19 protein-coding genes and 1 tRNA gene are annotated in these 17,052 nt (G+C 51.5%); 14 read left to right on the forward strand and 6 right to left on the reverse strand.

The window, feature by feature from the left end:
- Positions 1 to 7 precede the first annotated feature (7 nt).
- Entirely contained in the window at positions 8 to 172 is a 165-nt protein-coding gene (locus AN477_RS25035; protein WP_169787883.1) for a hypothetical protein, read from the forward strand.
- Here AN477_RS25035 and AN477_RS12055 read toward each other — a convergent pair.
- Complete coding sequence (locus AN477_RS12055; protein WP_054969406.1) at positions 169 to 582, reverse strand: helix-turn-helix transcriptional regulator; 414 nt, start codon at positions 580 to 582, stop codon at positions 169 to 171. The two genes, AN477_RS25035 and AN477_RS12055, sit on opposite strands and share 4 nt — an antisense overlap.
- A gap of 124 nt (positions 583 to 706) precedes the next feature.
- Between AN477_RS12055 and AN477_RS12060 the strand changes: the two genes are divergently transcribed.
- On the forward strand, positions 707 to 1,396 hold the full coding sequence (locus AN477_RS12060; RefSeq protein WP_169787884.1) for an SIR2 family NAD-dependent protein deacylase: 690 nt from the start codon (positions 707 to 709) through the stop codon (positions 1,394 to 1,396).
- A gap of 15 nt (positions 1,397 to 1,411) precedes the next feature.
- On the opposite strand, the gene AN477_RS25040 is transcribed toward AN477_RS12060, so the two are convergent.
- Entirely contained in the window at positions 1,412 to 1,576 is a 165-nt protein-coding gene (locus AN477_RS25040) for a hypothetical protein (RefSeq protein ID WP_169787885.1), read from the reverse strand.
- A 395-nt stretch (positions 1,577 to 1,971) separates the two neighbouring features.
- Here AN477_RS25040 and AN477_RS12065 point away from each other — a divergent pair, with 395 nt between their 5' ends.
- Positions 1,972 to 2,337, forward strand: a complete 366-nt coding sequence (locus tag AN477_RS12065) for a hypothetical protein (RefSeq protein WP_054969408.1) — start codon at positions 1,972 to 1,974, stop codon at positions 2,335 to 2,337.
- Here the strand turns inward: AN477_RS12065 and AN477_RS12070 are convergent.
- Positions 2,322 to 2,999, reverse strand: a complete 678-nt coding sequence (locus AN477_RS12070) for a PrsW family glutamic-type intramembrane protease (RefSeq protein ID WP_054969448.1) — start codon at positions 2,997 to 2,999, stop codon at positions 2,322 to 2,324. The two genes, AN477_RS12065 and AN477_RS12070, sit on opposite strands and share 16 nt — an antisense overlap.
- Positions 3,000 to 3,107: 108 nt before the next feature.
- Between AN477_RS12070 and AN477_RS12075 the strand changes: the two genes are divergently transcribed.
- Positions 3,108 to 3,944, forward strand: a complete 837-nt coding sequence (locus AN477_RS12075; RefSeq protein WP_054969409.1) for a DUF2797 domain-containing protein — start codon at positions 3,108 to 3,110, stop codon at positions 3,942 to 3,944.
- Here AN477_RS12075 and AN477_RS12080 read toward each other — a convergent pair.
- A complete protein-coding gene (locus tag AN477_RS12080) occupies positions 3,908 to 4,168 on the reverse strand; it encodes a DUF1450 domain-containing protein (RefSeq protein ID WP_054969410.1) in 261 nt (86 codons plus the stop codon). The two genes, AN477_RS12075 and AN477_RS12080, sit on opposite strands and share 37 nt — an antisense overlap.
- A 427-nt stretch (positions 4,169 to 4,595) precedes the next feature.
- Here AN477_RS12080 and AN477_RS12090 point away from each other — a divergent pair, with 427 nt between their 5' ends.
- The 5 genes from AN477_RS12090 (at position 4,596) to AN477_RS12110 (ending at position 10,753) form a co-directional block, all read left to right on the forward strand.
- The gene (locus tag AN477_RS12090; protein WP_245631802.1) at positions 4,596 to 4,910 is read left to right on the forward strand and encodes a DUF1450 domain-containing protein; all 315 of its coding nucleotides are present in this window, start codon (positions 4,596 to 4,598) and stop codon (positions 4,908 to 4,910) included.
- Positions 4,911 to 5,052: 142 nt separating this feature from the next.
- Positions 5,053 to 5,766 (forward strand): S1C family serine protease, encoded by a 714-nt coding sequence (locus tag AN477_RS12095; protein ID WP_245631803.1) that lies wholly within the window; start codon positions 5,053 to 5,055, stop codon positions 5,764 to 5,766.
- Between the two features lie 263 nt (positions 5,767 to 6,029).
- Positions 6,030 to 8,867 carry a 2-oxoglutarate dehydrogenase E1 component gene (locus tag AN477_RS12100; protein WP_054969412.1) on the forward strand — a complete coding sequence of 946 codons (2,838 nt, stop codon included), beginning with the start codon at positions 6,030 to 6,032 and terminating at the stop codon, positions 8,865 to 8,867.
- A 67-nt stretch (positions 8,868 to 8,934) separates the two neighbouring features.
- Positions 8,935 to 10,254, forward strand: a complete 1,320-nt coding sequence (gene odhB / locus AN477_RS12105; protein ID WP_054969413.1) for a 2-oxoglutarate dehydrogenase complex dihydrolipoyllysine-residue succinyltransferase — start codon at positions 8,935 to 8,937, stop codon at positions 10,252 to 10,254.
- 169 nt (positions 10,255 to 10,423) lie between these two features.
- Positions 10,424 to 10,753: a rhodanese-like domain-containing protein gene (locus AN477_RS12110; RefSeq protein ID WP_054969414.1), complete on the forward strand. Its 330-nt coding sequence runs from the start codon at positions 10,424 to 10,426 to the stop codon at positions 10,751 to 10,753.
- Positions 10,754 to 10,760: 7 nt separating this feature from the next.
- On the opposite strand, the gene AN477_RS12115 is transcribed toward AN477_RS12110, so the two are convergent.
- Positions 10,761 to 11,111 (reverse strand): hypothetical protein, encoded by a 351-nt coding sequence (locus AN477_RS12115; protein ID WP_054969415.1) that lies wholly within the window; start codon positions 11,109 to 11,111, stop codon positions 10,761 to 10,763.
- A 131-nt stretch (positions 11,112 to 11,242) separates the two neighbouring features.
- Here AN477_RS12115 and AN477_RS12120 point away from each other — a divergent pair, with 131 nt between their 5' ends.
- Entirely contained in the window at positions 11,243 to 11,986 is a 744-nt protein-coding gene (locus tag AN477_RS12120; RefSeq protein WP_054969416.1) for a class I SAM-dependent methyltransferase, read from the forward strand.
- Positions 11,987 to 12,069: 83 nt separating this feature from the next.
- Here the strand turns inward: AN477_RS12120 and AN477_RS12125 are convergent, their stop codons facing one another.
- A complete protein-coding gene (locus AN477_RS12125; protein ID WP_083486231.1) occupies positions 12,070 to 12,759 on the reverse strand; it encodes a metallophosphoesterase in 690 nt (229 codons plus the stop codon).
- A gap of 160 nt (positions 12,760 to 12,919) precedes the next feature.
- Here AN477_RS12125 and AN477_RS12130 point away from each other — a divergent pair, with 160 nt between their 5' ends.
- The 4 genes from AN477_RS12130 to pepV all read left to right on the forward strand — a co-directional run bounded on the left by AN477_RS12130 (position 12,920) and on the right by pepV (position 17,005).
- Positions 12,920 to 14,248 (forward strand): UvrD-helicase domain-containing protein, encoded by a 1,329-nt coding sequence (locus tag AN477_RS12130; protein WP_054969417.1) that lies wholly within the window; start codon positions 12,920 to 12,922, stop codon positions 14,246 to 14,248.
- Between the two features lie 73 nt (positions 14,249 to 14,321).
- Positions 14,322 to 14,401 (forward strand) — tRNA-Leu (locus tag AN477_RS12135).
- Between the two features lie 177 nt (positions 14,402 to 14,578).
- Entirely contained in the window at positions 14,579 to 15,559 is a 981-nt protein-coding gene (locus tag AN477_RS12140; RefSeq protein ID WP_054969418.1) for a substrate-binding domain-containing protein, read from the forward strand.
- A 66-nt stretch (positions 15,560 to 15,625) separates the two neighbouring features.
- On the forward strand, positions 15,626 to 17,005 hold the full coding sequence (gene pepV / locus AN477_RS12145) for a dipeptidase PepV (protein ID WP_054969419.1): 1,380 nt from the start codon (positions 15,626 to 15,628) through the stop codon (positions 17,003 to 17,005).
- Positions 17,006 to 17,052: the final 47 nt, after the last annotated feature.

Genomic DNA, 17,052 nt, shown 5'->3' on the forward strand with positions numbered 1-17,052 from the left:
GATTACGTTGGGCTGGGTCTATTACTGGCGTTTGGTTGATACTGAGTTCCAAGCTTCGTGCCTGAAGGCTCGTTTTGAGGATGCAGAAGGGTGGTTGTACCGCCGGACACCCAGATATATCGGCGTCTTCCGAACACCCGGCGGCAAATATGGCATCAAAGCGCTGTTTTAATGAGTGGCCATGGGAGCGGGAATAACATGACGAGTTTGTGACAACAAGTCAATCATCAGCGTAAGCAGGTCACGGTCCTCTCTCGGCAAAGTACTCAGCCGATGCGCAGTTTGCAGGTAGGGAGTGGCCGATTCGTTTAAGACAAAGTTTTGCAGGTATAGAGGCAACTCGTAGGGTGAACTCTTCATCTTAGGTGGTTGGAACGTACTGCTCTCGTCACACAAGGCGCTAAGCGGAACGCCGAGTGATTCCGCAAGTCGAAGTGCATACTCTAACGATGGAAACCGTTTACCTCGCTCGATGGAAGAAATGTGAGGTGTAGAGATACCCGATCGTAAGGAAAGTTCCTGCTGGGACCAACTTCGCTCTTGCCTCAGACGCCGAACACGTGTTCCAAATGACGGATTCAATACAAATTCCTCCTAGCTGGAAATGGATTACTTTCCCTGTCACAATAGACTGCCCGCATTGATTTGTAAATCGCTGTTGTTGAATTTGGTTCATTTTTTGTACAGAAAGGACGAATTCGAGGAGTTGCATGTAAGTCTGAAGGATCCAAAGGACGTTTTTCACTACCATATTGGAGAAGTGGCACAACAAGCCCACTTTAAAGTAGCTGTCACGGGGGCGGGCATCAGCAAGCCGAGTGGACTCCCATTGCTGTCAGACAGCATCGATGGCATTCCCTTACAACGTTTTTTCGATGGGTCCCTGTTTGAATACGATACAGAACAGTTTTACTCGTCATACCGGAAAATCCTCAGACGTTTCCTCCAAGCCGCTCCGAACCCTGCGCACCTGTCGCTCGCCACAAGCGACACCTGGGTGATCACGCAAAACATTGACGGATTACATCGTCTGGCCGGCTCCAAGCACGTTCTCGAGATGCACGGAAACATTCGTGAGTTATTATGCACAGGATGCGGACTGGTGGAATCAAGTGAACGAGCACTGCACTACGGGGTCCCAAGGTGTCCCAACTGTACCGCCGTCCTCCATCCAGGAATCGTCTTGGCGGGCGAAACCGTGCGTCATGTCAGTCGGGCCGTAGATTGGGCCGGCCGTGCAGAGCTTCTGTTCATTATTGGAACACGTTTAACTGCTGACCCGGTACGACAAATCCCAGACATAGTGGAAGACACAGTTCCGGTTGTCGAAATCAACCAGAATGCAGAAGTGCTCCTGCCGATGATACTCGGACAGGAGCACTGTGAAGCAAATTGAATCTGAGTCGATGCACTACCAGCGGGAAGACCGACCCGAGGTAACGAATCCCAAAGCAACGAAAGCGCCCGCCATCGCAAGGAAAATCGTCGTTAAGGTCTGACCGCTTTCTGAGAAGAACGCAGCCATTACAGAAAATATGACACACATAATTGCAATACCCAAATAATACTTAAACATGGCGCAACCTCCCTGCACTGAAGCGAGCATTCAGATTCGTTTCTTATGTTACCATCGTGGGCACTGCTGTGCAATCACACTAAAAGGGCCCTGCATGCAGAAAAAACAACAAAATTACAACTGATTCTTCAAAATGCGCAATCTAGGATTTACCTATTTCTTTCCGCAATCGCCTTCGTTATAATAAGGTCAGACTTTCCCATATCCTTTTTGAGAGCGCCCCCTAATCCGGTTGGTTTACCAAAGGGGGCGCTCCTCTCATTTCTATCGAAAACCAGTGAAGTTTGTCAGAACAGCACCGGTCCTGGGATGCGTTTTGCGAAACTTGTTGTACGTACATACTGTGATACAATCATATACGATTCACGCAGATTCATTTTGAAGAGGGGTTTTCTATGGTTCGACACTGGTATGTTTCAGAACACAGTCGAAAAGCCAAACCGCTTCGGCAAATCTATGAACAGCTCCGTCAAAAAGTTGATAAGCAGCTTTGGCAGGCTGATATCCAGTGGGAGAACATTTCTGCTCACGACGGGATTGTAGTACCGAAGACCGAGAAACACCGATTACTAAACTTAAAAATCCAGGATGAACATTTAAGTCCATACAGCAAAACAGATATGAACCTATTCCAGATGCACATGCTGAACGATGAAGTCGAGATCACGGTGTTCAAAGCCCCACACGGGTGGATTCTGATGTACAACGGAGTCAGCGAAGGTCCTCAGCCGTTTGGTCAGATGGGCTATGACACCAGATGACCGTTTATCGATGTGAGTCGTTCCGCCTTATGAATGCGCCGAAGCGACTGTTCGAGCAGAATCAGTAAGTAAACTCCGAGTAGTGCGTCACTCCACCAACCGCTTGAAAGCGCGAACGTATCGTACAAGCCGTGTGCGAGTGCGGGAACGATGTAAGCCAAAGCTTTCGGACGTCCAGCAAAGGCAGCTTGAGCGAAATACGTCCCCATTAAAATGCCGAACATCAAGTGAGCCGGCACGGCGGTTACAGCCCGAAGGATGGCTGTCGATATTCCAGAGTGCGTGACATACAGAATGTTCTCAACACAGGCAAACCCAAGGGCGGTGGCGCCGGAATACACGATGCTGTCAATCGGAGTTTGAATCCACCCTTTCTGTAAGGCACCCCTGTCAATGACGCCGGCTTTGAGAAATTCTTCGACCATACCCGCGACAAAGAAGGCGGTAACAAAAACAGATGGCAGCAAAACGCCTGTGCGTGCGCCAGGCCAGTGGCTTTCCATCAGTACACGCTCTAACAGCCCGGCTGGGAGTACAACGCCAGCACCGCGGAGAAACAGGGAGAAGACACGCCGCTTCGGTTCTGGATGCAGCCGATCCCGCGTGTACAGCCAAACAAGTAACAAGCATACTGGCAGAACGGCAAGCAGCACATATAACATCGGCATGCCCCTTTCATCTCTTCGATGAAGTCAGTATCACACAAGCTCTTCAACTTCATCCGAATGAGGACCGCCGGCCAATTTCCGTATGAGGGAGCATTTTCACATATGAAAGAATTGCGTGGACAGCTGCAAGAATTGAAAAACCGCACAACGCCGAGTGAGTCAGGCCCCCTTGTCGTCGAATATGAACTCGCAGCGGGTCAAAACACATTGCCTCTCTCTTCACTCCTTGGAGAACACATAGAACTCAAATTTACTGGTGACAAAACCTGCATTCACTGTGGACGACGTGTCAAAAAATTATACCAAAGCGGCTACTGCTATCCCTGCGTGACAACCCTTGCAGAATGCGACCTGTGTATTGTCAAGCCGCATGACTGTCATTACCACTTGGGCACTTGTAGAGACAGTGCCTTTGGCGACACGCACTGCATGATCCCGCACTACGTATATCTGGCTGATAGCAGTTCCGTCAAAGTGGGACTGACGCGCAAAGGGAGGCAACTCAAGCGCTGGATGGACCAAGGTGCAACATCTGCCATTCTCCTAGCCGAAACGCCCACCAGGAAGGCGGCTGGGGAGTTGGAGATGCACATTGCAGAGCACCTTCCTGACAAAACAGACTGGCGTAAAATGCTGAAGGATACGGGGGACTCTGATGCAGATTTGGTACAGATACGGCGGCAGGTGATTGAACAGCTCGACGACAACTATCAAAATTACGTTCTCGAAGAACCCGGACCCGTAGCGACCTTTGGCTATCCGAGGTTAGCAGGCTTTGAGCCAAAACTGAAGTCTTTGTCGTTTGATAAGGAGCCGGTAGTCAAGGGTGCCTTGTGTGGAATCAAAGGGCAGTATCTGCTTTTCGAAGAGGGGGTCCTCAACATCCGCAAACATGCCGGATTTCACATCGAGGTCTCTGTATCATCGGCAAACAACTGATTTAAGCGCGATCGAATCAGCAACATTAAGTCTTCGACCGGAGACGCCGCAAGCAGTTCTCCGTTCAAAAATACGTAGGGCCTTGCCGCACAAAGTTCACACTCACTCATGCAGGAATTTTCCATTACAGAGAGCCCAGGGTACTCGTTTTCGAGCCCATACAATTCGGATGTCGCCGCCGGATTGGCATCACAGACTTCAAGTAAAATGAATCCACCATACATGTCTTTCCCTCCACTTGGTGTAGTGTACCACGCCCGACGCGCCTGGGCACGCTTCGTCGAGTTCCACTCGAATCGTGCGCAAAGACAGTCGGGGTGCGATATGCAAGGCAAGAGCGAAATCGGCATGACAATGCGCCTTCCCGGGCACAATACGACGGAATCTGTTGCCGGGGAGGGAGTAGTACAAATGTCGTGGGTCTACGAAGCACGTCTGTATGATTCCAAGTCTGTAGCTTCCTACGTGGCGATGTGCGTCCGCGATGATCATTTGTTACGTGGTTCGAATGAGGTAAAAGTGCAAGTATATAAGACCAGAAAAGGGAATTACGGAGTTCGCTATCGACATTAGAAAAAAAGATACCCTTAACAAGCGTGCCAGCCGAGAGTACAATAGGTCTAGACTCGAATGTGAAAGGACTGGCACGCATTGGCAAACTCGATGAGCCTGAAATGGTGCAAGAAGAACCTCAATTTATACTCTCAGGCAGTCTACGACCTGATTGTAGAGGAACATCCTGAAATCGAGCACGAGGTTGTTGACTGTGCTGACAAGTGCGGCTTGTGTACAGACGTCCCATTCGTTGTAAGAAATAACGCCACGGTTGGTGCGAGGGATGCACAGGGGTTGTACCGGAAGTTAACTCGGGGATTCAGTTTTGTTACAAAACCCGTGTTGCCGGGCACATACGAAGATGCTGCAAAAAAAGCAGCTGAAGAGGAACAAGCACCTGTAACCAACTGAGAAATGAGGGTTACAGACCGGGGGGCAGCCAAGAAGAGATAGGCGTATGTGGAATCCAAGCGGCTAACATCACCGTGCGGGGAAACTGAGAATAGGATTGAAGGAACGACTTCTCAGTCTTCTACCTGTGAGGTGACGGTGAGTGGCGACGAACCCAAAAGCCGGGATCAGAGGGCGGCAACGCGCGACGTTTGATGTGGGCCTGCCGAACTTCGTGAGCTTGGTAAACCGTTATAAGAAAGCTGTTGTTGGCATTGAGGTAACTCAAGAACGCCATGTCACACCGCGGTTACTTCCGTTTGGCATGCCATGGGAGCGACCGGAGGCTGACAGCTTCCGGTCTATCAATATAGGTACGGGCTTTATCTTTGATCACAAAGGCTATATACTCACGAACGAGCACGTGGTCCACGGTGCAAGCAAAGTGATGTTGCGGCAGTACGGCAAAAAGGACCCCATTGAGGCGACCGTTGTCGCGTCCGACTATACGCACGACATTGCAATCTTGAGAGCGCCCATCGTGTTGCCAAAGACAATTTTGCGCGTCAGCAGTCAAAAGTCAGCCAGACCAGGAGAGTGGGTTGTGGCAATTGGCTCTCCTCTTGGGCTTGATCATACCGTGACTGTTGGAATCGTCAGTGCCGTCGGGAGACCTTTGAAGATTGGCGAACGAGATTACCCGAATCTCCTGCAGACGGATGCGGCCATCAACCGCGGAAACAGCGGCGGGCCACTCATTAACCTGAGCGGTCAAGTCATCGGAATGAACACTGCCGTCAGTCAGAGTTCTCAAGGAATCGGTTTTGCGATTGCAGCGGAAGTGTTGCATAACACAGTCCATCGGATTTTACGCTGAAGGTATCGCCCGGGCTTCGTTTCAAGCGATTCTATTAACCAACCTGAGCGACCATGAAATTCGTTCAGGTTGGTGCTTTGTGGCGTTCGGCCTCCGCGTCTTTCCCCGGACATTACCGATTTACGTAAAGGTGCATTCCAATTCAGTTCCCTGTGCACAATCTAGGGTAATCTGCCTCATACTAGAGACCCACCGTGGCTAGTTTGACTCGCCATGTCGGTGAGCTATGCGCGCGGTTTGTTTATGTAAGGAGATGAACGTCAATGGCGAATCAACCCTTGTTCAGTGGAGCATCATGGAGTGAATTTTTTGGCCCCAACTACGGTTATGTACTCGAACTTTACGAGCAATATCTGCAGGATCCTGCGTCTGTTGATGCCACAGTGCGTGATTACTTTGATCATGCAGGGGCACCTGAGCAAAGTGGACAACCCTATGTGGAGCATTCGTCACAGGCATCTGCCATCAATGCTGACGACATACGCATTGTGGTGGCAGCGGTCGATCTCGCTCGCAATATCCGTGAATTTGGTCACCGGGGTGCACGTGTCAATGCGCTGGCTCAGTCCCCTTCGGACAGCCCGCTTTTGCAAACAGAATCCTATGGAATTACAGAGGCAGATCTGAAGACCATTCCGGCACAGTGGGTTTGGCGCAAAGCACCAAGTCACTTACATACAGCGGCTGATGTGATTGCTCATCTGCGCAAGCTCTACTCGGGTACACTCGCTTATGACTTTGGCCATGTCAACAACGCAGCTGAACTCAATTGGCTGACCAACTACGTGGAATCTGAGACACCTGCTGTGCACCTGACGAGTGAGGAGAAACGTTCACTCTGGTATCGGCTCCTCGAGGTCGAACAGTTTGAAAAGTTCCTGCACCGGACTTTCGTCGGTCAGAAACGCTTCTCGATTGAAGGCTTGGACGTGCTTGTGCCGATGCTGGACTGGCTGATTGAGCGGGCTGTGGCACGGGGCACCCGATACGTGTCCATGGGTATGGCCCATCGGGGCCGACTGAATGTTCTGGCTCACGTGCTTAGGAAACCGTACGACGTGATTTTTTCAGAGTTCCACGCATCTCCCAACAAGGACCTTGTCCCTTCCGAAGGTTCTATGGGGATTAACTATGGCTGGACCGGTGATGTGAAGTACCACCTTGGCGCTCACCGAACAGTGGATGAAGGGGACCTCGTTGAAGCGCGGCTGATGCTAGCCAACAATCCAAGTCATCTTGAGTTTGTCGATCCGGTCGTCGTAGGATCCACCCGTGCCGCGCAGGACGACAGAACGCAACGAGGCACACCTCACACGGACCCTAAAAAGGCGCTGGCTGTTCTCGTCCACGGAGATGCTGCGTTCCCGGGTGAAGGCGTGGTTGCAGAAACATTAAACATGTCACAGCTGCCTGGTTATCAAGTGGGTGGTGTGATTCACATCATCGCCAACAATCAGCTCGGTTTCACTGCAGAGTCCCACGAGAGCCGCTCAACGCGTTACGCCAGTGATCTCGCCAAGGGCTTTGAGATTCCCGTGGTTCATGTCTCAGCCGACGATCCGGAATCCTGTGTAGCTGCGGTCCTGATGGCATACAAATACCGCGAACAGTTCCATAAGGATTTCTTGATTGACCTCATCGGATATCGGCGATGGGGACACAACGAGATGGACGACCCTGCTGCAACACAACCTGTGCTGTATGGTGCAATCAATTCGCACAGAGGCGTTCGGGAGTTGTATCAGGACGAGTTGACAGATCAAGGTGTATTGACAAAAGAAGAAGGGCAGCAAGGTGAGGCACGTGTTCAGAAGCACTTGCAGGACGCTTACAGCCGTGTGCAAAAGGGCGAGGTTAAGCCTACGCAGCCGCAACTCTCTCCGGTGACCATGACGGAGGGATTTGAAACAGGCGTCAGTGCAGACCTGTTGCGAGACATCAACCAGCAACTGCTCGAGTGGCCTAGCTCGTTTACGGTATACCCGAAACTGCAGCGCATTCTTGAACGTCGAGCCCAAAGTTTGGCAGACAACGGAAAAGTGGATTGGGCCACGGCGGAGACCCTTGCATTTGCGTCCATTCTCAGTGACGGAACTGCCATTCGACTGACAGGTCAGGACACAGAACGGGGAACCTTCGGCCATCGCCACCTTGTGCTGCATGACTACAAGACTGGCGAAAGGCACATTCCCATCGCGCATGTGAAGTCAAATCGCGCGTCGTTTGATGTTCACAACAGCCCGCTCTCGGAAACGGGACCGCTCGGGTTTGAGTATGGCTACGATATTCAAGCCAAAGACACTTTGGTGTTGTGGGAGGCACAGTTTGGCGACTTCGCCAACGTTGCACAGGTTATCATCGATCAGTTCATCGTGTCCGGGCGGTCCAAATGGGGGCAGGAGTCGGGAATCGTACTGCTCTTGCCGCATGGCTACGAAGGACAAGGACCGGAGCATTCCAGTGGACGCCTCGAGCGATTCCTGCAACTATCAGCGGAAAACAGCTGGGTGGTGGCCAACGTCACGTCGGCGGCACAATATTTTCATTTACTGCGTGTTCAGGCCATGCGATTGCAGGGTCAGCCATGCCCGCTCGTCGTCATGACGCCAAAGAGCTTGCTCAGAAACCCACATGCTGCATCACCGTGGCAGCAGCTGGTGGAAGGGCGTTTTCACCGAGTACTTAGTGAGACTCCTTCAGACCCCTATCAGGTGTCAAGGGTCATCTTCTGCAGCGGAAAAATCGCTATCGACTTGGAACACGACAGCACCCGAGGCGAAGTGGAGAACCAAGTTCAGATCTGTCGCATCGAACAGCTCTACCCATTCCCCAAAGAATCTGTACAAGCCATTTTGCAGGCCTTGCCAAGCGTCAAGGAAGTGGTCTGGGTCCAGGAGGAGCCGAAAAACATGGGGGCGTGGGGATACATTGAACCCCATTTGAGGGCTGTTACCAACGGCCAATACACGCTTCGCTACGTAGGCCGCGCTGCACATGCGAGTCCAGCGGAAGGCGTGGCAGATGTTCACCAGCATGTCCAGAATGAGTTGATCCAAACGGCACTCGGACGAGACTTGACTCAAGAGATCACGGAGTTCTAACCAACTCCCATTTTCGATTCTGATTCGCCCATTTGATGGGTTGTGGAAACTGAAGGAGGTTTCATTGGTGGCAGAATTACGCGTACCAGAGCTTGGTGAGTCCATTGTTGAGGCAACCGTTGGCACCTGGTTGAAGAATGTCGGAGATTCAGTGACGGCTGGTGAAGCAGTCGTCGAATTGGAAACAGACAAAGTGAATGTTGAAGTGATGTCAGAGGTCGATGGAGTGCTCTCAGCCGTTCATCATGCCGCGGGCGCCACAGTGGCCCCCGGAGATGTGCTTGGAGAAGTAGGCAATGAGGCTGTGGCACAGGCATCAACATCAACTGAAGTATCGACGCCCGCTTCAGCGGCACAAAGTGTTACAGAAGCGGCGATTGCAAAGACGGAGGCTGCACAGAAGCAGCAACCTGTCCCTGCAGCAGCACCCATGAATCTCACGGAGCAGCAAGCTGCTTCGTCGCGAAACTTACCCCCAAGGGCGACTCCAGCAGTTCGCCGTATGGCCTCTGAACATGGCGTGGCACTGAGTGGGGTAGCTGGGAGCGGCGGTCAAGGGAGAATCACGCCTGTTGACATCGTTCAACAGACAGGCACGGTGCAATCTGCGCCAAACCCGGCGTCGAAAGCTGCACCTGCTGTACCGGTTCAACAGGAACCATCACGGAATGTTGCGACCGTCACCGATCGCCCGGAGGAACACGTCCGTCTTTCAAGAAGGCGCCTGACCATCGCGAAGCGATTGGTTGAAGCGCAACACACGGCGGCGATGTTAACGACATTCAACGAGATCGACATGACTGCAGTGATGGATGTCAGGAAGCGTCGTAAAGATGCATTTCGAGACAAACACGGTGTTGGACTTGGGTTTATGTCCTTCTTCACAAAGGCGGTTGTCGGTGCATTGAAAAGTCAGCCGGCACTGAACGCAGAGATCCGCGGAGAAGAGATGATCGTGAAGCACTACTACGACATCGGCATTGCAGTTGCCACGGAAGCAGGCCTGGTCGTTCCTGTTGTTCGGGATGCCGACCGCAAAAGCTTCGCCGAGATTGAACAAGAGATCGCTTCTCTCGCGGCGCGGGCAAGAAACAACGCGCTCAGCCTCGAGGACCTGCGTGGCGGCACCTTCACCATTACAAATGGAGGAACGTTTGGTTCTCTGCTGTCCACACCCATTCTAAACCCGCCGCAAGTGGGTATTCTGGGCATGCACAAGATTCAGGAGCGGCCTGTTGGGGTCAATGGAAACATTGAGTTGCGTCCTATGATGTACGTCGCACTCTCATATGACCATCGCATTGTCGACGGTGCAGAGGCAGTGCGTTTTCTGGTGCGCGTTAAGGAACTGCTTGAAGACCCGGAACAACTGTTACTGGAAGGCTGATGAGAACAGGCAGCAGTCGATGCAGTTAACAGGATGATAATGGTCCTGTTTTCGGGTTGCATCGATGCTGTCCAATACCGGTCACATCTCTTTGCGGATTGTTTGACATCAAAACCGATTTGATGGCAAGATATTCCTGTGAACAAGAATAGACGAGGTGGTAGAGAGGATGCCGTTTGAAACAGATGGAATTCCGCAATACACCAAAGAGGAACTCAAACAGATTCTGCAAGAGGGCAAGAAGACCGTGATCGACGTAAGAACTCCTGAGGAATATGAAAGCGGGCATATCCCGAATGTACCTCTCAAGCCCATGCAGGAAGTCGAACAATGGTCACAAGATCTGCCGAAGGCCGCGGAGTACCTTTTTATTTGCCGCAGCGGAGGCCGCTCACAGAAGGTGGCTCAGTTCCTCAAACAACAAGGATTTGACGTTGCAAACTTCAATGGCGGCATGCTCAGCTGGGATGGCGAGTTGACGAGCGGGAAGTCAGAGTAACAACTTCTCAGAGTAATGCTTGAATCTGTTGATCGAGGAAAAACAGATGGCGTGGATACAATTCTCGCAGCCACGAAAGGATTTCAGGGATGGCCTCCAGTGAGGTCCATCCCTTTTCTATAATATCCGACGTACGGGCTTGCAGACGGTAATGGGTTCCTGCCGCTTGAATGCCCGCTTCGAGGTCGGCCCAGTTATGACGGTTCATGACTGACCTCAGGCGATTGTGTTCTGCGCGAACGGAATACACCCGAAATTGACTGTTTCCCAGGACAATTACAACGGCCCTCGGTTCCATGGTAAAATCGCCAGGTTCCTCAACAAGCAGGACGTAGACACTTTGGACTCGATTCTTCACCGAACCTTCACCTCACTGTTTGTCCACTCTACAACCCCACACAAACAAATGCAACGCCAACAGTAGGCATATGCCGTTAAGCCACTTGCCTGGTCAACATAACGTGATTACGCAGAGGGGGCGAGGTAGGTATGGATTATCAAGATGCACTAGCTGAAATTGGTGCGGCAAACGCTCATCCCGGCGGCTGGTCTGTCACGAAATTATGGCGGGACGCGCTCGATTGGACCGGTGTTAAGGACGTGCTGGAAATCGGTTGCGGTACGGGTTCCACGCTCGCCGAACTGTGTGCATGGGCTGGGTGTTCAGGGACAGGTGTTGACATCCGTCGTGCAATGATTCAAAAGGCGCGCAAACGAGCGCATACACTCGGGTTGCATCACATTCACTTTGAGGTGGCTGATGCAGAACATCTCCCATTTCCTGACGAAACTGTTGACCTTGTGTTTACCGAATCGGTCAATGTGTTTAGTGCCAATCCTTTGCCAGCGATTCGTGAATACGCGCGGGTCTTAAAACCAAACGGCGTCTATGTGGACGTTGAAATGCTCGTGATGCAACCCGTTGACGACGCCTGGAGACAAGGCGTGCAAAATGTATATGGTGCAAGGTTTGTACCCGATCAAAAAGGTTGGAAACGACTCTACCGAAACGCGGGTTTTACGAACATCGAGGTCTTGACGACGCGCCGGGTTGATCCATTGGCCATGGCGCAGGCCAACAGCAATGCCTATCCGAACGCAGCCATGATGGACCTATCAAATCCCGGGGTATATCAAAGGAAGGAGATCCTTGAAGTGCTCCAGTCAAACTCTGAGTGGATGGAGCGAAATTCTCGCCCGCTTGGTTACGGTGTATTCCTATGTCGTAAATAACGCCTGTTTCCGCCCGTTGGCGGGAGCACCTAGGACGGACCCCACAAAAGGATGGGGCAGGGACGAAAGGAATTTAGTCCAGTTTAGTCCAGGCTAACGATAACAGGGTCAAAATGGATATAGTCTGCACTGGTTAACTGGTATCGTACCCCACCTTTAACCCCTGAAAAGGCAAACCTGTGCGTATGTCCATGCAAATGTCCATATACACAGACTGACACTCCAAATGTCTCCAATAGATCCGTAAAAACGGTAGACTCTCCATCCGGCCCAAGCGGGGGATAATGAATCATGCAAATTTTCGGCAGTCCGGTTAGGTCTGCGTGACGAAGTGACATTTTCAAGCGCTCTGCCTCGCGCGCTAACAGTCGCCCGTCGTCTTCGCCAAACTGGGGATGTGATGGCAGCATCCACCCTCGCGTTCCGCAGATTACAACGCCATCGAGAGAAAAGCTGTCATTCTGAATGGCGAACAAGTTATGGGGAAGTTGCGACCTTACCTTTGAAATACCGCTCCACCAGTAATCGTGATTGCCACGAATCATGACCTTCTTTCCAGGGAGTCCGGCGATAAACTGCAGGTCAAGGGCTGCCTCCTGCAGAGTCATGGCCCACGAAATATCACCCGGCAACAGCACGGTGTCTTCCGGTGTAACCCGTTGTGCCCAGTTTTTTGCGATACGAAGATGATGGTTGGTCCATGCGTCCCCAAACACATCCATCGGTTTGTCACTGGCTTCAGACAAATGTAAATCACCGATTGCATAGATCACGAAAGCGGCCTCTCTTCTCACTTGGAGACTTGAAATGCTGCGTTAACAAAACGAAGTATCCGTTTTAGGAAAGTCACTCATTGTTATGGAATTATCCTGTGCCTTATCGACGGGTGCCGTCGTCTGTTGCAAACTCCACGTGAAGGAGAGTGCGGCTGTCATGTGGACAAGTATGCAACAGGAAATCATCGATCGAGATTCGGGAAACACCGTTGTCGTTGCATCCCCCGGAAGTGGGAAAACCACGGTCCTAACCCAACATATTGTACACCAACTCAATCGTCAAACTATCACGGCAAAACATGCGATGTTGATTACGTACACCCGTCAGGCTGCAAAAGAAATGAGGGATCGGCTGAGTCCATCCCTTTGTGCCATACCGCGAAACTTCCAAGCACTGCGCATCGGTACCTTTCACTCGGAAGCGTTTCATATGCTTCTTGAGCAACACATCAAAGTACCACCGATCCTCGGGACACAAGAACAGTACCAACTGTTCCGGCAAATCCTGCGTGAAGAGGGGCTTGCGCAACCGCACCACGTCACGCAATTGGGCCAAGCGTTGACGTTGGCCAAATCCACTTGGCCAATTGGAACTCTCGAAAAACGGTACCGCAGTGCGGCAGCCCGCTATGAAGTTATGAAACGCCGACTTAACAGATGGGATTACGACGACATTCTAATCGTTTTCTGTGAGCATTTGATGAGGGGAGTTCCCCAGTCCGAGGCTGTTCAGTATCTCTTGGTCGACGAGTTTCAAGATACAAACCAGATTCAATGGACCATTATCCAAGCATTTCGAGCACTTTGGAACACCCGGTTGTTCGTCGTGGGTGATGACGACCAGTCGATCTATTCGTTTCGCGGTGGGAATCCGAAGTGGCTGCACGCGGCAAGCATGTCAGCGGATGACACGGAAACATTTATGCTGACCCGTAATTTTCGCTCCGACCGACTGATTGTACGAACGGCAGCCAATCTTATTGGGCTGAACCGACAACGGATTGGAAAAGTCTTTGAAGTAAACAGTGAACGTGAGGGGAGTGCCGTGTGTACCCTGTGGAAGAGCGAATCAGCTGAGGCGTCGGGCGTCAGCAGCCTCTTAGGTTCACTCACCCGAAAAGAGCCAGAATGGTCAGTTGGGGTTCTGGCGAGGACGCGTCAACAGCTCCTGGCTGCATGGGCAGCTTATGGGCAGGAATCTGCGAGGGGGCGAATCGAATGGCAGACCTTCCACGGTGCCAAAGGCAAGGAATGGGATGCAGTTATTGTCATCGGTGCGCTGGCTGACAACCCATATCTGAGAGACAGTATTCTTGATCTTGAAGAGGAGCGTCGTCTGTTCTATGTCGCTATGACAAGGGCTCGACATGCACTGTGGGTGTCTTGTTCCTCACAAACCAAATATGGCAGGTCATCGATGACGCCGTTTGTTGCTGAAAGTGCACTGCAAGTAGAAGCGCCAGACAACTGGTGTCTGGCGCCCTGATTGACTTGGCTTTTCAACTCGTGCTATATTACTTGTCGACTCGATCATTGTATCAAGTCAATTGGTTTTTCTTGCGGGTGTGGCGGAATTGGCAGACGCACCAGATTTAGGTTCTGGCGGGAGACCGTGGGGGTTCGAGTCCCTTCACCCGCACTCGTCCGGATGGACTGGGCTCAGACCCATGTCCATCTTTTTTATTCGTCTCGCATCAAGACAACTTTCACCCTGGGCAGTTAATTTCTTCGCTGGTTTGTAACTTAATTGCGTTTTATGGACGGCACGCTGGAAAATGATATGATAGTGGAAAATGGACGAAAGGGGTGGCAGGACGTGACAGTCACCATATACGACGTAGCTCGAGAAGCGAAAGTATCCATGGCCACCGTGTCGCGAGTTTTAAATGGTACGGCCGTGGTTAAGGAAGATACAAAGAAACGCGTCCAGGATGCCATCGCAAGACTTGGATATCGACCAAATGCTGTGGCGAGAGGATTAGCGAGTAAAAAGACCCGTACTATCGGCGTTATCGTTCCGGACGTCTCGGCTGCGTTTGTCGCTGAGGTCGTTAGAGGCATTGAGGACATTGCTACGATGTACGACTACCATATCATCTTGACAAACTCAGACGGTGAAACGGATCGCGAAGTCGATTTAATCGGCACCATGTGGGAGAAACAGGTCGATGGCATCATCTACATGACAAACAAGCTGAGCCAAGAGCACATTTCGGCCTTTGAGGCTGCCCAAATTCCGGTTGTACTATGCGCTACGGAAGACTTGGAACGCCGCATTCCATCTGTGAATATCGACAATCGTCAATCCGGATACGATGCAGGGGAGTATTTGCTGACCCGCGGCTGTCAGACGCTCGCATACGTCACAACTGAAACTGGTTACTCGGTTTTGGCCGATCGTCGTGGAGACGGACTGGCTCGCTGTGTCCCCGCAGAGCAGCTCAACCGCATTGAGATTCCTGACGGTCGGTATCATACAGCGTTACCAGTTATCAAGGAAATGCTGTCGACCTCAAACATTGACGGGATTATCGCGGCTTCCGACGAACTCGGACTGGCTGCCATCCATGCTGCGCAAGACATTGGCAAAAACGTCCCGCGCGACATCAAGGTAATGGCGTTTGATAATACACGGCTTGCTGAGATGGTTCGCCCGGAGATGACGGTGATTGCCCAACCGATGTACGATTTTGGTGCCGTCTCTATGCGACTGTTGACCAAACTTTTAAAAGACGAACCTGTGGAAAACTATTCTGTGACCTTGTTGCATAACATCGTTGAACGTCAGTCCACTTAATCTTGCTGGTAGGCGAGAATAAGCTGACACAAGGATGGGGCAGAGAAGGCAAGGGGGAACGAAGTCGTGCTGGAAGGATTTATTGCGGAGCACCGCACACGTATGGTATCAACACTGCAGGAGCTGCTTCAAATTCCAAGTGTCGAAGGTGCATACGTTCCCGGTCAGCCGTTTGGTAAAGACGCTGCTGATGCACTGAAATATGTACTCAACTTAGCTTCTGAATTTGGATTCATCGTTGCCAACGTCGACGGTTACGCAGGTCACGTGGAGTTTGGCAGCGGAGATGAATACGTTGCGGTACTCTCGCATCTCGATGTTGTTCCCGCAGGTACAAACTGGACATCCCCTGCGTTTGCAGCCGAGATTCGCGATGGGAGAATTTACGCACGAGGTGCCATAGATGACAAAGGTCCGGCGCTCAGTACACTGTGGGCGTTGATTGGCCTGAAACAAATGGGGTATACCCCGAAGCGCAAAATTCGATTGGTCTTTGGACTCGACGAAGAAAGCGGTTGGAAGTGTGTAGAACACTATTTTGCAAAGCAGCCATTGCCGCTCGGAGGATTTACTCCGGACGCTGATTTCCCTTTAATTCACGCAGAAAAAGGAGCCGCTACCGTTCGCATTGAAGTCCCGGCGGACGACAAGTCGATGAACCCGAGGGTTCTTTCATTTGACGGCGGCGAACGCAGCAACATGGTCCCTGACCTCGCAACAGCGATTGTCGATTGTCATTCAGAAACTGCTGCGTCTGAATGGGAGCAAAAGTTGCACAAGGAAGCCAGGACACGGGATTATAATGTCCGCCTCAACGTTTCCGGCGCTCACATCGAAATTGCTGTTTCGGGGACTTCTGCGCACGGCAGTACACCAGATCTTGGAGTCAATGCCATCACAAGGCTCGCAGTACTCTTGGCAAGTCAGTCCGTGTCTAACGCGTCGATGTGGCGTGCCATTTCCATGCTTGATACCCGTGGGAAAAGTCTCGGAATTGATTCATCTGACGAAGTGACGGGACATCTGACGAGTAACCTTGGCCGAGCCTATCTCGACGAGGGAAAGTATGTATTCTTAATCAATATTCGCTATCCGATTCACAAGACCAGCACGGAACTGCTCAGCAGCATTCAGCAGACCATGTCCGATAAGTGGTCCATCGAGATTGCAGGCGACAAAGCACCATTGTACGTGCCACTTGACCACCCGGTTGTCAGTGTACTGTCCGATGTATATCAAAAACTGACAGGCCAGCCTGCAGTTCCTCTTGCCATCGGCGGAGCAACATATGCGCGAGCGATCCCAAATGCGGTTGCCTTTGGTCCTCTGTTTCCGAATCAGGCAGACCTCGCTCACCAAGCTGATGAAAATTGGGCCCTTGACGATTATTTGCGGTGTATTGAGATATACGCGCACGCGATGTTAGAATTAGCGAATACCTTATAGCAATATATTCTGATAAGAGGATCATTCGCCGGTATGCGGCTTTCGGA

This window comes from Paenalicyclobacillus ferrooxydans (genome assembly GCF_001399675.1).
Classification (GTDB): domain Bacteria; phylum Bacillota; class Bacilli; order Alicyclobacillales; family Alicyclobacillaceae; genus Alicyclobacillus_B; species Alicyclobacillus_B ferrooxydans.